Annotated in this window: 14 protein-coding genes and 1 riboswitch; of the genes, 1 reads left to right on the top strand and 13 read right to left on the bottom strand. The window is 71.5% G+C overall.

Annotation, left to right across the window (positions count from 1 at the left end):
• Positions 1–169 precede the first annotated feature (169 nt).
• Entirely contained in the window at positions 170–955 is a 786-nt protein-coding gene (locus OG974_RS03885; RefSeq protein ID WP_327279544.1) for an SGNH/GDSL hydrolase family protein, read from the bottom strand.
• Between the two features lie 165 nt (positions 956–1,120).
• A complete protein-coding gene (locus tag OG974_RS03880) occupies positions 1,121–2,089 on the bottom strand; it encodes a LysM peptidoglycan-binding domain-containing M23 family metallopeptidase (protein WP_371645394.1) in 969 nt (322 codons plus the stop codon).
• Between the two features lie 4 nt (positions 2,090–2,093).
• A riboswitch (cyclic di-AMP (ydaO/yuaA leader) is annotated at positions 2,094–2,301 on the bottom strand.
• Between the two features lie 278 nt (positions 2,302–2,579).
• Between OG974_RS03880 and OG974_RS03875 the strand changes: the two genes are divergently transcribed.
• Positions 2,580–3,401, top strand: coding sequence for a tyrosine-protein phosphatase (locus tag OG974_RS03875; RefSeq protein WP_327279542.1), 822 nt, complete (start codon positions 2,580–2,582; stop codon positions 3,399–3,401).
• On the opposite strand, the gene OG974_RS03870 is transcribed toward OG974_RS03875, so the two are convergent.
• The 11 genes from OG974_RS03870 to OG974_RS03820 form a co-directional block, all read right to left on the bottom strand.
• The gene (locus OG974_RS03870) at positions 3,398–4,351 is read right to left on the bottom strand and encodes an IS481 family transposase (protein ID WP_327279541.1); all 954 of its coding nucleotides are present in this window, start codon (positions 4,349–4,351) and stop codon (positions 3,398–3,400) included. The genes OG974_RS03875 and OG974_RS03870 overlap by 4 nt on opposite strands.
• Before the next feature lie 150 nt (positions 4,352–4,501).
• Positions 4,502–5,923, bottom strand: a complete 1,422-nt coding sequence (locus OG974_RS03865) for an aspartate aminotransferase family protein (RefSeq protein WP_327279540.1) — start codon at positions 5,921–5,923, stop codon at positions 4,502–4,504.
• Positions 5,920–6,951 carry an adenosyl-hopene transferase HpnH gene (hpnH, locus tag OG974_RS03860; RefSeq protein WP_327279539.1) on the bottom strand — a complete coding sequence of 344 codons (1,032 nt, stop codon included), beginning with the start codon at positions 6,949–6,951 and terminating at the stop codon, positions 5,920–5,922. Before hpnH ends, OG974_RS03865 begins: the two co-directional genes overlap by 4 nt.
• A gap of 5 nt (positions 6,952–6,956) precedes the next feature.
• Positions 6,957–7,634, bottom strand: coding sequence for a 1-hydroxy-2-methyl-2-butenyl 4-diphosphate reductase (locus OG974_RS03855; protein WP_327279538.1), 678 nt, complete (start codon positions 7,632–7,634; stop codon positions 6,957–6,959).
• Positions 7,631–9,685 (bottom strand): squalene--hopene cyclase, encoded by a 2,055-nt coding sequence (shc, locus tag OG974_RS03850; RefSeq protein ID WP_327279537.1) that lies wholly within the window; start codon positions 9,683–9,685, stop codon positions 7,631–7,633. The genes OG974_RS03855 and shc overlap by 4 nt, the downstream gene beginning before the upstream one ends.
• Before the next feature lie 117 nt (positions 9,686–9,802).
• On the bottom strand, positions 9,803–10,903 hold the full coding sequence (locus OG974_RS03845) for a polyprenyl synthetase family protein (RefSeq protein ID WP_371645391.1): 1,101 nt from the start codon (positions 10,901–10,903) through the stop codon (positions 9,803–9,805).
• A 50-nt stretch (positions 10,904–10,953) separates the two neighbouring features.
• On the bottom strand, positions 10,954–12,333 hold the full coding sequence (gene hpnE, locus OG974_RS03840) for a hydroxysqualene dehydroxylase HpnE (protein ID WP_327279535.1): 1,380 nt from the start codon (positions 12,331–12,333) through the stop codon (positions 10,954–10,956).
• Positions 12,334–12,466: 133 nt separating this feature from the next.
• On the bottom strand, positions 12,467–13,447 hold the full coding sequence (hpnD, locus tag OG974_RS03835) for a presqualene diphosphate synthase HpnD (protein WP_327279534.1): 981 nt from the start codon (positions 13,445–13,447) through the stop codon (positions 12,467–12,469).
• Complete coding sequence (hpnC, locus tag OG974_RS03830; RefSeq protein ID WP_327285857.1) at positions 13,444–14,373, bottom strand: squalene synthase HpnC; 930 nt, start codon at positions 14,371–14,373, stop codon at positions 13,444–13,446. Before hpnC ends, hpnD begins: the two co-directional genes overlap by 4 nt.
• 344 nt (positions 14,374–14,717) lie before the next feature.
• Complete coding sequence (locus OG974_RS03825) at positions 14,718–15,500, bottom strand: ABC transporter ATP-binding protein (protein WP_327279533.1); 783 nt, start codon at positions 15,498–15,500, stop codon at positions 14,718–14,720.
• A complete protein-coding gene (locus tag OG974_RS03820; RefSeq protein WP_327279532.1) occupies positions 15,493–16,428 on the bottom strand; it encodes an ABC transporter permease in 936 nt (311 codons plus the stop codon). The genes OG974_RS03825 and OG974_RS03820 overlap by 8 nt, the downstream gene beginning before the upstream one ends.
• Positions 16,429–16,508: the final 80 nt, after the last annotated feature.

Genomic DNA, 16,508 nt, shown 5'->3' with positions numbered 1-16,508 from the left:
GACACCGGTCTATCACCATCCCAACGCGCACCGGCGCCGAAGGATTCCGCCGCGCGCCCCCGGCCTCGCACCCCGCCTTCCGGCTCCCGTCCCCTCCCCCTCTTGCAGCCCGCCCCGGTCTCCCCCCGGCCTCTTCCCCCGGGCTCTGCCGCGACCGTCACCCGCCGGGCTACAGCGGCAGCAGGTCCGGACGCTTCGCCTCCACGTGGTCCCCGGAGGACTCCCCGCGCAGCCGCCGTCCGATCCACGGCACCAGGTGCTCCCGCGCCCACTGGATGTTGTCCCGGGTCACGTCCACCGAGCCGCGCGGCTGTTGCGGGGGCCACGGCTGGTCGGGGTCGGCCGGCACCTCCAGCCCCAGCACCTGGGCGGCGCGCAGCGCGACCCGGGTGTGCCCCTCCGGCGAGAGGTGCAGCCGGTCGAAGTCCCAGGCGCGCCGGTCCTGTACGGACTTCAGCGACCAGAGGTCGAGCACCGGGCAGTCGTAGCGGTCGGCGATGGCGCGCACGTGCGCGCTGTACGTCGCCACCTTGCCCCGGAGGTGTTTGAGGACCGGTACGCCGCGGGTGTCGAAGCCCGTAGTGATCATGACCTGGCCGACGGCCCCGGTGAGGTCGGCGACGGCCGCCTCGAACCGCTCCGCCACGTCGTCCGGGTCGCTGCCGGGTCGGATGATGTCGTTGCCGCCCGCACAGAAGCTCACCAGGTCCGGTGCGAGCTCCTTGGCCCGGGGGACCTGTTCGGCCACGATCTGGTCGAGGAGGCGCCCCCGCACGGCCAGGTTCGCGTACCGGAAATCGTGTTCTTCGCGCTGATCGGCCAGGAGTACGGCCAGCCGGTCCGCCCAGCCGAGAAAGGTCTCCCCGGGCCCCGGGTCCCCCACACCCTCGGTGAAGCTGTCCCCGATCGCCGCGTACGAGCCGATGGTCTTGAGTGTCGTCTTCGTCGCTGCCACGAGACCACATCCTTCACCCCGACACGTGACCTACGCCACCGTAGGAAGGGGTTGACGGACCGTGATCTTTACCACCCGTTCGGTACGGAATAACAGCGCGTGAGGCCGGGACCCCCCTCGGGTCCCGGCCTCACGCGTCCAGCTGCCTTCCGACGGCGCGAGCCGTCAGATGCTCACGCCCTTGGAGCGGAGGTAGGCCAGCGGGTCGATGTCCGAGCCGTAGGACGGCCCGGTGCGGATCTCGAAGTGCAGGTGCGGGCCGGTGGAGTTGCCGGTGGAGCCGGACAGGCCGATCGTCTGGCCGGCCGTGACGCTCTGGCCGACCGAGACGGACAGCTGGGACAGGTGGCCGTACTGCGAGTACTTGCCGTCCGCGTGCCGGATGACGACCTCGTTGCCGTACGCGCCGCCCCAGCCGGCGGAGACCACGGTGCCGGCGCCGACGGCGCGGACGGTGGTGCCGGAGCTCGCGATGAAGTCGACACCGGTGTGGTAGCCGCTGGACCACATGGCGCCGGGGGTCTTGTACTGGGTGGAGATCCCGGTGCTGCCGACGGGTGCGACGAACCCGGCGGCACTGACCGTGCCGGCGGCGGACTTGGCGGCGGTGTTCTTCTCGGCGGGCGCGGGAGCAGCGGCGGGGGCGGCCGCGGCCGCCGCGGCGGGGGCGGGGGCCGCGTCCGAGGACTGCTTGGCCGAGGACCGCTCCGCCGGGGTCCGGGCGGGCTTCTCGACCGGAGCCGCCTCGCCCTTCGCACCGAGGGTCAGCTTCAGCCCGGGGCGGATCAGCGACGGGTCGGCGCCGACGGCCTCGCGGTTGTCGGCGTACAGCTGCTGCCAGCCGCCCGTGAGGTGGCGGTCCTGGGCGATCTTGGAAAGGTAGTCGCCCGGCACGACGGTGTAGACGGCCGGCGCGGCCTGCACGGCGGCGGCCGGCGCGGCCCGGAGCGCCGCGGGAGCCTGCGGGGCCTGCACCGGGGCCGTGGCGGGTGCGGCGGCAGGGGCACCGGCCGCGTGGGCGCCGGCGGCACCCAGCAGCGGCAGCGCGAGGGCCGCACCGCCAGTGCCCGCGACGGCGAAACCGCGTGCCACGGAACGGGACTTGGGACGGCGGTGCTTACCCTTTGCAGGCATGGCGAATTCCTCTCCGTCGCCTGCGAGGTGAGCTGTCGGGTTGGGACTGGAGATGTCCGGCCGCACATGAGCGGAACATGTACGGCTTCACCCCTAGCTGCGCCGATACGAAGATCGGAAACAGCGGCTTACCTGGTTCCCCCGCTCCTGCCGCGCGCGTGAATAGTCGGGTGCGGTATCCGGACGGCGGCAGGATTCGGCGGTCCATCCGGATCGATCGCGAAGGTAATCGAGTTCGGCCACACGGAACAAGCCGCGAATTTCCTGACGCATTAACAGGGTGAGGGGCCCGACGGAATTCCGGTCACCCTCCGTCCATTCCTCGCCGTCAACAACCGCCCCGGCCGGGCCTTTCGGCTTTGGTGATCAGGCACTCACGGTCACCGTATGATCTGGCTCACGGGGCTGCGCCCGATCTCGCCTCCGGTTATGGCAAGTTGGCCCCAACTAGTGCAATTCGGACACCCCACGACGACGCGGAGGAGTTCCCGTGACCCAGCAGATACCCCAGCCCCCGCGGACCGAGCCCGTACCGGAGCCGGAGCTGGCCGGAGTGCGCAACTTCCGCGATGTGGGCGGCCTGCCGACCACCGACGGACGACGGGTCAAGCCGGGAAAACTATTCCGTAGCGGACATCTGGCGCATGCCACCGAAACCGATGCAGAATTCCTCGCTTCGCTCGGCCTGCACACCATCTTCGACTTCCGCAACGGCGCCGACCACGCCCTGGAAGGGCTCGACGTCGAGCTCCCCGGCGTCCGGAACGTCAACATTCCGCTGTCGGATCCGGCCGACGGCAAGGAATTCTGGAAGATGGTCCGCGACGGTGGCGTCGGGCAGCTCCGCGGACTGCTCGGCGACGGAAAGGCCGCCGCCCGGATGGCCAACTCGTACCGTTCGATGGTCGAGCACCGCACCGCCGAGCACGGCCGGGTCGTCCACGCCCTCGCCGAGGACAGCGTTCCGGCGCTCATGCACTGTGCGGCCGGAAAGGACCGGGCCGGCCTGTCGATCGCCGTCACCCTGCTCGCGCTGGGCGTCGAGCGCGAGGCGATCGTGGCGGACTACCTGGAGTCCAACGCCCCGCACCGCCGCTACCGGGTGCGCCGCGGCAGCGACGCGCCCGAAGCCCGCGCGCCCGAGGTGATGGAGCTGCTCGCGCCGCTCTTCGACGCCCGCGCCGAGTACCTGACGGCGGCGTTCGAGACCATCGACGGCCACTGGGGCGGGGTCGACCGGTACCTCGCCGAAGGCCTCGGGCTCGCGCCCGAGACCCTCGACCGACTCCGGGACCGGCTGCTCGACCGCTAGGTGTATTGCCCTGTGAGGTTGGGGACGCGGCTGGCGGGTGGTTTGCCTGCGAGCGCGGTGTGTCCGCGGTGGTGATTGTAGGTGTGCAGCCACTGCGGGAACGCTGCCCGGCGTTCGGCTTCTGACTGGTAGGGGCGTGCGTAGGCCCACTCGTCCAGGAGGGTGCGGTTGAGGCGTTCGACCTTGCCGTTGGTCTGCGGGCGGTAGGGCCGGGTTCGCTTGTGGGTGATCCCGGCCGCCGCCAGCAGGTCGCGCCAGGCGTGGGACTTGTAGCAGGAGCCGTTGTCGGTCAGGACGCGTTCGACGGTGATCCCGCAGGCGGTGAAGTAGGCCTGGGCCCGGGTCCAGAAGGCGGTGGCGGTTTCCTTCTTCTCGTCGGCCAGGATCTCGCTGTAGGCGAGGCGGGAGTGGTCGTCGACGGCAGTGTGGATGTAGCTGTAGCCGGCGCCGGACTTCTTTTTGCGGCCCGCCGGGCGGCCGAGGGCCTTGTGGCCGCCGCCGTCGGGGATGTTGCCGAGCTTCTTGATGTCGACGTGGACCAGTTCACCGGGCTTGTCGCGTTCGTAGCGGCGTATGACGCGGCCGGTGGCCCGGTCCAGGTGGGACAGGCGGGCCAGGTGGTAGCGGGTCAGGACGCGGTGGACGGTCGAGGGCACCAGTCCCAGGAGATGTGCGATGCGGGCCGGTCCCCACCTGCGAAGGAGGCGGATCTTGATGATCCGGCGTTCGGTGCGGGACGGTGTCCGGCGCGGGCTGTGGCGCGGGCGCGAGGACCGGTCACCCATGCCGGCTTCACCGTGCGCGCGGTAGCGGTCGGCCCACCGCTGGGCGGTCGTCGGTGAGACTTGGAAACGCTCGGCGGCACGCCGATACGGCCAGCCGTCCTCGACCACGCAGCGGGCCAGACGCAGCCGTCCGGTCTCGGTCAGAGGTGCATTACGGTGGGGCATGAGGGCCTTCTGTCGTTCGGTGGAGATGTCGCAATCCACACCGAACCCGGAAGGCCCTCACCCGTTCAAGAGACCTCAGCCGAGACCTCCATCACCCGTCCACAACCTCCCGGGGCAATACAGCTAGGTCGCGTCCTGCGGAGCAGGCCGTCAGCCGCCGCCGACGGCCTGCTTCACCAGCGTCCTGCCGAAGTCCCACATCAGCGAGCCCCCGCCGTGCGCCTCGTCCATGACCTCGCGGAAGGCCGTGACGAACCGGTCGACGTCCGCCTCGTCCACGATCAGCGGCGGGATCAGCTTGATGACCTCCAGATGGTCCCCCGACACCTGGGTCAAGATCCGGTGCTTCTGTAGCAGCGGCACCACGACCATCTGCGCGAAAAGCCCCTTGCGGGCCGCCTGGAGCACGGTCCACCGGCTGCGCAGCCCCAGCGAGGACGGCCGCCCGAACTCGATACCGATCATCAGGCCCCGCCCCCGCACCTCGTGGAGCAGTTCGTACTCGTCCACGAGGGCGGCGAGCCGGCCGCGCAGCAAGTCGCCCGTCGCGCGCGCGTTCGCGACCACCGACTCGTCCTCCATGACGGAGAGCACCGCCAGCCCGGCCGCCATCGCCTGCGCATTGGATCCGAAGCTCGCGGAGTGCACCAGCACCCGGTCCATGGACGAGTAGACCTTCTTGAAGATCCAGTCCTTGCCGAGGGTCGCACCGACCGGCACGTAGCCGCCCGACAGCGCCTTGGCCACGCAGACCAGGTCCGGTTCCACGCCCGGCTCATGCTGGTACGCATAGAAATCGCCGGTCCGGCCGAGGCCCGTCTGCACCTCGTCCGCGATCAGTAGCGCCTTGTGCCGGTGCAGCAGCTCCTGCGCCGCGCGCAGGAAGCCGGGCGGGGCCGCCAGCACGCCCTTGCCCTGGATCGGCTCGACGACGAACGCCGCGACGTCGCCCCGCCGCAGTTCCCGCTCCAGGCCGGCCAGGTCCCCGAGGGCGACCTTCGTATCGGGCAGCAGCGGCGCGAAGCCGTCCCGGAAGCCGCCCTCCCCGTTCACGGACAGGGAGCCCGTGGTCAGGCCGTGGAAGGCGTGGTCGCAGTAGAGGATCCTGGGCCGCCCGGTGGCGTACCGGGCGAACTTCAGGGCGGTCTCCACGGCCTCGGTGCCGCTGTTGCCGAAGAAGACCCGGTCCAGGTGCGGGCTGTACGAGAGCAGTTTCTCCGCGAGCAGCCCGGGCAGCGGCTGGCAGTCGAAGCGGGTCAGATCGGCGAGCTGCGCGTCCAGGACGTCGTGCAGGGCACGCCGGACCACCGGGTGGTGCCGCCCCAGGCCCATCACGCCGAAACCGGCCAGCATGTCCAGGTAGTCGTTGCCCTCGGCGTCCCAGAAGTGCGCGCCTTCGGCCCGTACGTAGACCTTGTCGAAGCCGATCGTGTGCAGCATCCGGGGCAGCTGGTGGTTGAGGTGCCGCGCGTGCAGCTCGTACCGCTCCGCGCCGCGCTCGGCCAGCAGGGCGCCTAGGTCGAACCCGCTGCCCCGGTCGGCTCCCCCGCCCCCTCCCGACGCGGACGTCATGCCGACGCGTCCCGGTTGCCGCCGATGGTCTCCCGGGCCGCGCGCAGGGATTCCTTGAGGGAGCCCATGGTGGCGAGGACGGCGGTCGGCTCGTAGCCGCAGTGCGCCATGCAGTTCGCGCAGCGCGGGTCCTTTCCGCGGCCGTACTTGCTCCAGTCGGTGTCCTCGATCAGCTCCCGGTACGTCGGTACGTAGCCGTCGCTCATCAGATAGCAGGGGCGCTGCCAGCCGAAGAGGGAGTAATTCGGAATGGCCCAGGCGGTGCAGGGGAAATCCACCTTGCCTTCCAGGAAATCGAGGAAGAGCGGCGAGTGGTTGAGCCGCCAGCGACGCCGGTTTCCGCCCGCGAAGGCCTTCTTGAAGAGTTCCCTGGTCTGCTCGACTCCGAGGAAGTGCTCCTGGTCGGGTGCCTTTTCGTAGGCGTAGGCGGGCGAGATCATCATTTCGTCGACCTTGAGGTCGTCGTTGAGGTAGTTGAGCACCTCGATGATCGTCTGCGGGGTGTCGGTGTTGAAGAAGGTGGAGTTGGTGGTGACCCGGAAACCGCGCCTCTTCGCCTCCTTGATGGCGGCCACCGCCTCGTCGAAGACGCCTTCCTTGGCGACCGACTCGTCGTGGCGTTCGCGCAGCCCGTCGATGTGCACGGCGAAGGCGAAGTACGGCGACGGGGTGAACTTCTCGATCTTCTTGCGCAGCAGCATCGCGTTCGTGCAGAGGAACACGTACTTCCGCCGGGCCACCAACTGCCGGACGATCTCGTCGATCTGCGGGTGCATCAGCGGCTCGCCGCCCGCGATGGACACCATCGGCGCGCCGGATTCCAGGACGGCGCCGACGGCCTGGGCGACCGGCATGCGCTGCTTGAGCACGCCTGCCGGGTGCTGGATCTTCCCGCACCCCTCACAGGCCAGATTGCAGGCGTAGAGCGGTTCCAGCTCGACGATCAGCGGGAACTTCTCACGCTTGCGGAGCTTCTGTTCGAGAAGATACGTCCCGACCCTGATGGACTGTCGCAGTGGCATGGCCATCTGGCTCACCTCCTGGGGAGCAACAAAGAACGGTGCCAGTCATGAAACGCGGGCAGTACGGCACGCAGTACGCGGAAGGCCGATATTCCACCGCGGAACGTGCCGATGCGGACGAGCTCATGCTCCGGAGCGTCCACGATCACCCGGACGGCCGCAACCGGACGGTTCCAGCCACTTTCGGCGGCCCGGGCGGCGGTCCACAAGGTGGCCGCGGACTCCATGTCGACCGCGATGGCGCCGGTGGCGCGCAGCTGGGAGCGCTCCTGGCCGCGGACGACGTGGTCGGATCCGGTCAGTGCGCCGGTGTGCACGGTCCGGCCCGGAGCGGCCCGGGCCAGTGCCTCGGCGAGCAGGGCGGTGCCGTCGCACACGACGGTGCCCCGCGGATCTCGGGTCTCCTCGGCGACGACGAGGTCGCCGGGGCTCATGCCGGGGACCAGCCCGGCGCAGAACCCGGTGGCGAGGACGGGGGCGCGGCGCAGCCCCGGCTCGGCGAGCGTCCGGCCGACAGCGCGTTCGGCGGCGCGCGGGCCCATGCCGGTGCGCAGGACGCTGTAGCCCGGCTCCGGGCGCCCCGCGCCCCGGCCGCCGCCGCTGCGCAGGGCCGCCTGCTCGATGCGCAGGGCGCAGGCGACCAGCAGCGGGGCGGGCGGTTCGGGCCCGGCGGCCCGGTCGTCGGTCATCGGGGCTCCCCCGCCGCGAAGGGTTCCCCGTACAGGTAGCGGCCGAGCGCGGTGAGCGGGAACACCTGCCGGTACAGGTGGTAGTTGATGGAGAAGTCCCAGGGAAAGCCGGTGCCGGTGAAGTACGGCTCGTCCCAGGTGCCGTCCTCGCGCTGGGTCTCCACCAGGTACGCGATGCCGCGCTCGACGGCCTCGCCGTAGCGCTCCCCCGCCGAGAGCAGCGCCATCAGCGCCCAGGCGGTCTGGGAGGGGGTCGAGGCCCCCTTTCCCGCCCACGCCGGGTCCTTGTAGGAGCGCTGGTCCTCGCCCCACCCCCCGTCCTCGTTCTGTACGGATTCCAGCCAGCGCACGGCCCGCCGGATCGCGGGATGCGCCGGGGCGAAGCCCGCGGCGGTCAGGGCCGGGACCACCGACCCGGTGCCGTACACGTAGTTGGTGCCCCAACGGCCGAACCAGGCGCCGGTGGGCTCCTGTTCGGCGAGCAGCCAGGCGATGCCGCGGCGGGTCCGCGGGTCGGCCGCCTTTCCCTCGACCGCGAGCATCTCCACCACGTGGGCGGTGACGTCGGCCGACGGCGGGTCGATGACCTCGCCGAAGTCGCAGAACGGCAGCCTGTTCGGGAACGGGCTGGTGTTGTCGGCGTCGAAGGCGCCCCAGGCGCCGTTCCCGGACTGCATGCCGAGGTTCCAGGAGACCCCGCGGGCGATGGCCGCCTCGACCTTGGCCGGCTCCGGGTGCCGGATCCGGCGCAGGGCGAGGACCACTTCGGCGGTGTCGTCGATGTCGGGGTAGGTGTCGTTGTGGAACTCGAACGCCCAGCCGCCGGGGGCGAGTCCGGGCCGGCGCACCGCCCAGTCGCCGGTGCGGACGATCTCCTCGCCGAGCATCCAGTCGGCGGCCTTCACCAGGGCCGGGTGGTCGGGCGGCAGGCCCGCGTCGGCCAGGGCGATGGCGGCGAGGCAGGTGTCCCAGACCGGGGACTGGCAGGCCTCGATCATCCGGGCGCCGTCCTCGCGCCACACCGCGAAGCGGTCCAGGGACTCCAGGCCGGCCCGCATCACCGGGTGCTGCAGGTCGTACCCGAGCAGGTGCAGGGCGATGACGGAGTACACGGCGGGGGGCTGGATCCCGCCCCAGCAACCGTCGTTCTCCTGGCGCTCGATGATCCAGCGGGCGGCGGTGTCCATCGCGGCCTTGCGCAGCCGGCGCGGTGCGAACCGGCGGTAGACGTGCAGGGCCTTGTCCATCCGCCGGAAGACGCCTTCCCAACTGGCCAGCGGGGCCGGGCGGACGGCGGGGTACGGGCGCCGTGCGTCGGTGTGCAGCTCGTCGAGGGCGAACGGGGCCGGGCGGACGGGGCGCTTTGCGGAGACCACGGTCAGCGGGACGATGGTCTGGCGGGCCCAGCAGCCGAAGTCGTAGATGTTCAGCGGCACCCACGGCGGCAAGAACACCAGCTCGGGCGGGAGTTCGGGCAGGTGGTCCCAGCTCCACCAGCCGAAGAGGGCCAGCCAGATCCGGGTGAAGACGCGGGCGGCGGCGATCCCGCCGTGGGCCCGGATCCAGGCCGAGGCGCGGGCCATGTGCGGGGCGTCGGGTGCGTCCCCGGCGAGCCGCAGGGCGACGTACGCCTCGATGGTGGCGGAGAGTTCGGGCGGCCCGCCGTGGAAGGTGGCCCAGGTGCCGTCCGCGGCCTGCTCGCCGCGGATGAACAGGGCGGCGGCCTGCGTGGTGGCCTCGTCACCGATCCCGAGGAACTGGCGCAGCAGCAGGTCCTCGGCGTCCATGGTGACGTTGGTCTCCAGGTCGCCCTTCCACCACCCGGCCGCGTCCTGGCGCGCCAGCAGGTGCCGGGTCGCCCGCGCGGCGGCCTCCTGCGCCCCCCGTGCGGTGTCCGGCGGGCTCCCGGCCGTCCCGGCCGACCCGCGCGGCTGCGCCGTACCGGCGGGCTCGTCCGGGTGGAACCGGACGGCACCCCATACGCCCGGGTCGGGCATGTGGTCATCCGGACCGGTGCCGGGGGTACCGGCGCCGTCGGTCGTCGCTGTCATGGCTTCCCCTTACGTGGCAGTCGTCCTCTGCTGTGCTGGGGTATGCCGTCGGCCGGGCGCTCCTGTCAGGCCGCGCCGGCCGGCGACTCGCGAGTCATATCCGTGCTCGGGTGGCGATCACCTCTTGCGCACGACGACGAAGTCGGCGAGGGCGACGAGCTGTTCGCGCACCGTCTGCGGCATGTCCACGTCGTCCAGCGCGCGGATGGCGATCGCGTGCTGGCGGCGTGCCTCCTCGGCGGTCCACTCGCGGCCGCCCGCGGCCTCGATGAGCGCGGCGCGCGCCGCGAACTCCTCTTCCGAGAAGTTCTCGAAATCGTTGCTCTTGGCGTCGGCGGCGAGCAGCTGCGCGAGCTCCTCGCAGGCGGGGCCGCCCGCCGCGAGGGCGGCGACGACCGGCAGGGACTTCTTGCGCTGGCGCAGGTCGCTCCAGGTCTGCTTGCCGGTGGACTCCGGGTCGCCCCAGATGCCGAGGAGGTCGTCGACGGCCTGGAAGGCGAGGCCCAGGTGGTAGCCGTACTCCTCCAGCTTGTCGGCCGTACGGTCGTCCGCGCCGCCGAGGACGGCGCCGATGGAGACCGCGCAGGCGAGCAGGGCGCCGGTCTTGTTGCCCTCCATCTCCAGGCACTCCTCGACGCTGACGCGCTCGCGGTGCTCGTAGGAGATGTCCTGGGCCTGGCCGTCGATGAGCTTGCGGCTGGCGGTGGTGAGCCGGCGTGCGGCGCGGCCCGCCTCGACGGTGCCGAGTTCCAGCAGGACCTCGTTGGCGAGGGCGAAGAGCGCGTCCCCGACCAGGATCGCGAGGGCCGGGCCGTGCACCTTCCACACGGTGTCGCGGTGGCGGCGCTGCTCGTCGCCGTCCATCAGGTCGTCGTGCAGCAGCGAGAAGTTGTGGACGAGCTCGACGGCCACCGCGCCGGGGATGCCGACCTCGGCCGCGGCTCCCGCGGCCTCGGCGGAGAGCAGCGCGAGGGCGGGGCGCACGGCCTTGCCCCCGTCCCCGTCCGCCGCGTTGCCCTCGGCGTCGATCCAGCCGAAGTGGTAGGCGGCGACGGTGTCCATGGGCGCCGCGAGGCGGTCGACGGCGGCGCGGAGCACGGGGGTCGACAGCGTGCGGCCGCGCTCCAGGAGGGCGACCGTGTCCGCCTTCTCCGCGCTTCCTCCGGCTGCGCCGTTGCCGGCGTCCGTGTTCTCGACAGCCGGATTCCCCGGGTTCACTGGCTCTCCTCTGTGTCCTGTACGTGCTGTTCCGGTCGTGCTGGTGGTCGTCATGCCGCCTCCTGCAGGGGGTGCTCCCGGTGGCGGCCGAGGGCGGCGAGTGCGGCGTGCGCCGCGCTCAGTCCGCTGCGCACGGCGCTCTCCATGGTCGCGGGCCAACCGGTGGCGGTCCACGCACCGGCGAGGTAGAGGCCCGGCGTGTCGGTCCGCGCCCCGGGGCGCAGCCGGCCGACGCCGGGGGTGGGGGCGAACGTCGCCGTGCGCTCCCGGGTGACGAAGAAGTCCCGTACCTTGGCGCCCCGCGCGGCCGGAAGCAGCCGTTCCAGCTCGGGCAGGTACTTCGCGCGCAGCACCGAGACGGGCTCGTCGATGTCGTCCTGGGCGGCCGACTGGGACAGGGCGAGGTACTGGCCGCCGTCGGGCAGCCCGGAGGCGTCCGTACGGTCGAACACCCACTGGACCGGCGAGCCGAGGGCGGTGAAGAAGGGCTGCTTGACCACCTTGCGGTCGTAGACCACGTGCACGTTGAGGATGGGCGCGGTGCCGATGTCGAGGAGCTTGTCCGGGTCGGCGAGGGCCCCGTGCGGCATCAGGGCGTGGGCCTCGCGCTGCGGCACGGCGAGGACGACCGTGCCCGCGCCGAAGGACTCGCCCTCGGTGTCGACCTGCCAGTTCCCGTCCTGCGTACGGGAGACGGCGGTGACGCGGGTGCGCAGTTCGGTGCGCACCCCGGCGGCGTCCAGCTGCTTGCGGGCGAGGGTGTCGTGCAGGTCGCCGAGGGGGACCGAGGCCCAGCCGATGTCGGCGGCGCCGTTCTCGGAGAGCAGGCCGGTCTTGAAGACCATGACGGCCAGGCCCAGCGAGCACTGGTCGGCGGTGGCGTTGAGCGTGGCGATGCCGACGAGGTCCCACAGGGCCTCGATGGTGCGCGGGCTCTGGCCGTACCGTCCGAGCCAGGTCGCGAAGTCCAGGCCGTCCAGCGCCGGGTCGGCGGGGTCGAGCCGGCGCAGTGCGAGGGCGGCGCGGCCGACGCTCACCCGCTCGGCGAGCGAGAGGTGCGGGTAGCGGGCCAGGGATCCCGCCAGGTGCAGGGGGACGGGCAGGGCGCTGCGGCGCAGCCGGCCCAGGCGCGGGCCGCGGGGGTGGGCGACGTCGAGTACGGGTACGTCGAGCCGGTCCTGGATCGGGGCGAGCTCGGCGCCCTCGACGCGGTCGAGGAACCACCGGTAGGCGGTGCAGCAGCGCAGGTAGACGTGCTGACCGTTGTCCACGGTGAGGTCGCCGCGCTTGAAGGAGAAGGCGAGTCCGCCGAGCCTCGGGCGGCCTTCGAGCAGGGTGACCCGCAGTCCGGCGTCGGCGAGTTCGAGGGCGGCCGTCACTCCGGCGAGGCCGCCGCCGATGACGACGGCGCGGTCGTCGCTGCCGCTCATGCGGTCTCCCCGTTGCCGTTGCCTGCAGCGCCCGACGGGACGGACGCGCCCGCCCCGGCGGGGGTTGCGTGGGGGGCCCCGCCCGACGGGGTCGCGGCGGCGGCGGTCGGGGGCGTCGGGCCGGTCGGCGCGGTCACGGCCGCCTCCGTGTGCTCTGGCGCGAGATGGTCCGCGCGTCGAGGCCGGACAGGCCGCGGACGGCGACGTACGCCTTCTCGTGCGTGGGCAGCGAGACGCGGCCGCGCAGGACGGCCTCGGGCTCTCTCTCGATGCGGTCGAGGAGGCGCCGGTAGATGCCGGCCATGGCGGCGACGCAGGCGCCGCTGCGCCGGTCGAGCATGGGCAGCAACCGGTAGCCCTCGACGAACAGGGCGCGGGCGCGCCGGACTTCGTGGTGGACGAGCCCGGCGAAGTCGGAGCCGGCGGGCATCCGGTCGCTCGCGAAGCCGTCGGTGCAGCCGAATTTGGCGAGGTCCTCGGCGGGCAGGTAGGTGCGCCCGTTGGCGGCGTCCTCGCGGACGTCGCGCAGGATGTTGGTGAGCTGGAGGGCGAGGCCGAGGGTGTCGGCGTACTCGCCGGCGCGCGCGGCGTCGGACGCGCCGAGGCCGCCGGTGTTCACCGTGCCGAACACTCCGAGGGAGAGCCGGCCGATGGCTCCGGCGACGCAGCGGCAGTAGACCTTGAGGTCGTCCCAGGTCTCGTAGGTCTCGCCGCGGACGTCCATCAGGACGCCGTCGATGAGCTCGTCGAGGCCGCCGAGCGGGATGGGGAAGCGGCGGGCGGCGTGGGCGAGGGCGACGGCGACCGGGTCGGTGTCGTCCTCGTCGATCTCCTCGGACCGGATCCGACCGAGGAGGGTGCGGGTGTCTTCGAGCCGGGCCAGCTTGGCGTCGGGGGCGAGGGTGCCGTCGCCGATGTCGTCGACCCGCCGGGAGAAGGCGTACAGCGCGGACATCGCCTGCCGCTTGTCGGAGGGCAGCAGCCGGATCCCGTACGCGAAGTTGCGCGCCTGTGAACCGGTGACGGCCTCGCAGTAGCTGTAGGCCGCCAGGACCGCTGCGGACGGCGCGGATGCTGCGGACGTGTGTGCGGAACCCTCCACGGTCGGGCTCACCCCTTTCTCGGCGCTGTGCGCAGGACGGCGGCCACCTCGCGGAGCAGGCCGCTCTTGGTGGGCTTGGGCGGGCCGGGGAGTACGTCGAAGCCGGCGGCGGTGACGGCTCGCAGGGCGGCACGCCCTCCTCCCACGAAGCCCGCGAGCAGCAGCCGGAGCCTGCCGTGCACGCTACCCACGAGCGGGGTGCCTTCATTCAGGAGGTCGCGGGCGCGTTCGGCTTCGAACGCGACCAGGGAGCGCACGGACGCGCCGGCGCGGTGGGCCTTGAGGTCGGCCTCGCCCACGTGGAAGCGGCGCATGTCCTCGGCCGGGAGGTAGATGCGGCCCCGGCCGAGGTCCTCCGCGACGTCCTGTACGTGTTCGACGATCTGCAGGGCGGTGCAGACGGCGTCGGAGCGGCGGATCCGCTCGGGGGTGCTGGTGCCGGTGAGGGACAGCACGAGGCGGCCGACGGGGTTCGCGGACAGCTCGCAGTACGCGAGGAGGTCCCCGTACGTCTCGTAGCGCGTGACCCGCTGGTCCTGGCGGTTGGCCTCGATGAGCCCGAGGAAGGGCTCGGGGGTGAGGCCGTGGGCGCGGACCACGGGCTGGAGGGCCAGCAGGAGGGGGTGGCGCGGCGGGCCGCCGGGGCCCCCGAAGACGCGGTGGAGGTCGGCCTCGAAGGCGTCGAGCATCGCGAGCCGGTCGTCCACCGCGGCGGGGTCGAGGCCGAGGAGGACGGCGTCGTGCCCACCGGGGGCGAGGTCGCCGTCGCCGATGTCGTCGACCAGGCGGGCGTACCCGTACACCGCCATCAGGCCGTCGCGCCAGGCGCGGGGGAGGAAGAACGGGGCGACGGGGAAGTTCTCCGTCCGCGCCTTGCCGAGGGTGGCGTGCGCGTGGGCGTCGGGGGCTGTGGGGGCCTCGTCCCGCCGGGGCCGGATACCGTGCCCGCGGGTCACCGCCCGCCGCCCGCGCGGGGGACGGCCGTAATGCCTGGGGGCCGGAGAATTCCCGTAGCCATTGCCGTCACGTCTCCCGTTCTACACTGCCGACCCAATACATCCCATTTCGGACACGCCGCCGGACTTTCCCGGGGTACCCCAGGCCGTTCACCTGCGGGGAATCGTCCCCTCTGGCGTGATTCAGGACTGCTCCAGCTTACGCTGTACAACGCCGCGGCAGCCTCTCGGGTATTCGCTCCGCTACTGAATGTCGGACGCCGGGCGCCCCGGACATGCCGAAGCCCCCGCCGCTCTCGGGCGACGGGGGCGGGCGAAGAGCACGATCAGGCGCTGGTCGCCTTCTCGTAGGCCGAGACGACTTCTTCGGTGGGCCCGTCCATCAGCAGCTCACCCTTCTCCAGCCACAGCACGCGGCTGCAGGTGTCGCGGATGGACTTGTTGTTGTGGCTCACCAGGAAAACGGTTCCGGCATGCTTGCGCAGTTCGCGGATGCGCTCCTCGGAACGCACCTGGAACTTCCGGTCACCGGTGGCCAGGGCCTCGTCGATCATCAGAACGTCATGGTCCTTGGCCGCGGCAATGGAAAAGCGCAGGCGCGCGGCCATACCCGAGGAGTACGTACGCATCGGCAGCGAGATGAAATCGCCCTTCTCGTTGATGCCCGAGAAGTCGACGATGTCGTCGTAGCGCTCCCTGATCTGCTCGCGGCTCATTCCCATGGCGAGACCGCCGAGAACCACGTTGCGCTCGCCGGTGAGGTCGTTCATCAGTGCGGCGTTGACGCCCAGCAGCGAGGGCTGGCCGTCGGTGTAGACCTTGCCGGACTCGCACGGCAGCAGACCCGCGATGGCGCGCAACAGGGTGGACTTGCCGGAGCCGTTGGAGCCGATGACGCCGATGGCCTCGCCGCGGTACGCCGTGAAGGAGACTCCGCGCACGGCGTGGACCCGGCGGACGCCGGGCGCGTCGCCCTTGCCCCGGCGCATTATCTTGCTCAGCGCTGCGGTGGCACTGCCCCTGCCGGAGCTGCCGGTGTTGACGCGGTAGACGATGTGCACGTCGTCGGCGATGACGGTGGGGACGTTGCCCCGGTTGTTCTCAGCCACGGCCGTAACGCTCCTCAGCCTTCCAGAAGTACACGAAACCGCCGAGACCGATCACGACGGCCCAGCCGACGGCGAAGGCCCAGACGTGCGGCGGCAGGTTGTGCCGGCCGTAGTCGTCGATCAGCGCGTACCGGATCAGGTCCATGTAGATCGCCGCAGGGTTCCACTGGAGCACGTCCGTGACCCACTCGGGCACGTGCCTGTCCTTGAGCGCCCCGCTGATCGAGAACATGACGCCCGAGGCGTACATCCACGTACGCGTGATGAACGGCATCAGCTGCGCGAGGTCGGGGGTCTTCGAACCCATCCGCCCGAAGACCAGCGCGAGGCCGGTGTTGAAGACGAACTGCAGCGCCAGCGTCGGGATGACCAGCAGCCAGGACAGCTTCGGGTAGTTGCCGAACGCCACCGTGACGATCACCACGACGATCATCGAGTACAGCAGTTGCTGGAGCTGCTGCATCGAGAAGGAGATCGGCAGGGAGGCGCGCGGGAAGTGCAGGGCGCGGACCAGGCCGAGGTTGCCCGGAATGGCCCGGACGCCCGCCATCAGCGAGCTCTGGGTGAAGGTGAAGACGAAGATGCCCGTCACCAGGAAGGGGATGTAGACCCCCTTCTCCATGCCCCGGCCCGCGTTCATGATCAGGCCGAAGATCAGGTAGTAGACCAGCGCGTTGAGCAGCGGGGTCGCCACCTGCCAGATCTGGCCGAGCTTCGCCTCGCTGTACTGGGCGACCAGCTTGGCCCGGGAGAACGCCATGATGAAGTGGCGCCGGTCCCAGAGCTGGCGCACGTATTCGGCCAGGGTCGGCCGGGCGCCACTGACGGACAGGCCGTACTTCCCGGCGAGGTCCGCCGGGGTCAGCCCCGCGTCTTCGGACGGCGGCATGCTCGTGGCGAGGGCGCCATCCTGGGTTGTGTCACTCACAAGATGAAACTTTCCGTCTTCAAGATGCGGCAGAAGGTGGCATCGGGCCTGGGGCGCTCGGCCCGTGATCGCGTCATGTT

This window comes from Streptomyces sp. NBC_00597 (assembly GCF_041431095.1).
Lineage (GTDB): Bacteria > Actinomycetota > Actinomycetes > Streptomycetales > Streptomycetaceae > Streptomyces.
The sequence above is the reverse complement of the archived record's forward strand: the minus strand, read 5'-3'. Positions and strand labels throughout refer to the sequence as shown.

Coding starts and splice junctions, on each gene's coding strand:
- OG974_RS03880 (WP_371645394.1), bottom strand. CDS start 2,089: ATGCCTGCAAAGGGTAAGCACCGCCGTCCCAAGTCCCGTTCCGTGGCA.
- OG974_RS03870 (WP_327279541.1), bottom strand. CDS start 4,351: ATGCCCCACCGTAATGCACCTCTGACCGAGACCGGACGGCTGCGTCTG.
- OG974_RS03865 (WP_327279540.1), bottom strand. CDS start 5,923: ATGACGTCCGCGTCGGGAGGGGGCGGGGGAGCCGACCGGGGCAGCGGG.
- hpnH (WP_327279539.1), bottom strand. CDS start 6,951: ATGGCCATGCCACTGCGACAGTCCATCAGGGTCGGGACGTATCTTCTC.
- OG974_RS03855 (WP_327279538.1), bottom strand. CDS start 7,634: ATGACCGACGACCGGGCCGCCGGGCCCGAACCGCCCGCCCCGCTGCTG.
- shc (WP_327279537.1), bottom strand. CDS start 9,685: ATGACAGCGACGACCGACGGCGCCGGTACCCCCGGCACCGGTCCGGAT.
- hpnE (WP_327279535.1), bottom strand. CDS start 12,333: ATGAGCGGCAGCGACGACCGCGCCGTCGTCATCGGCGGCGGCCTCGCC.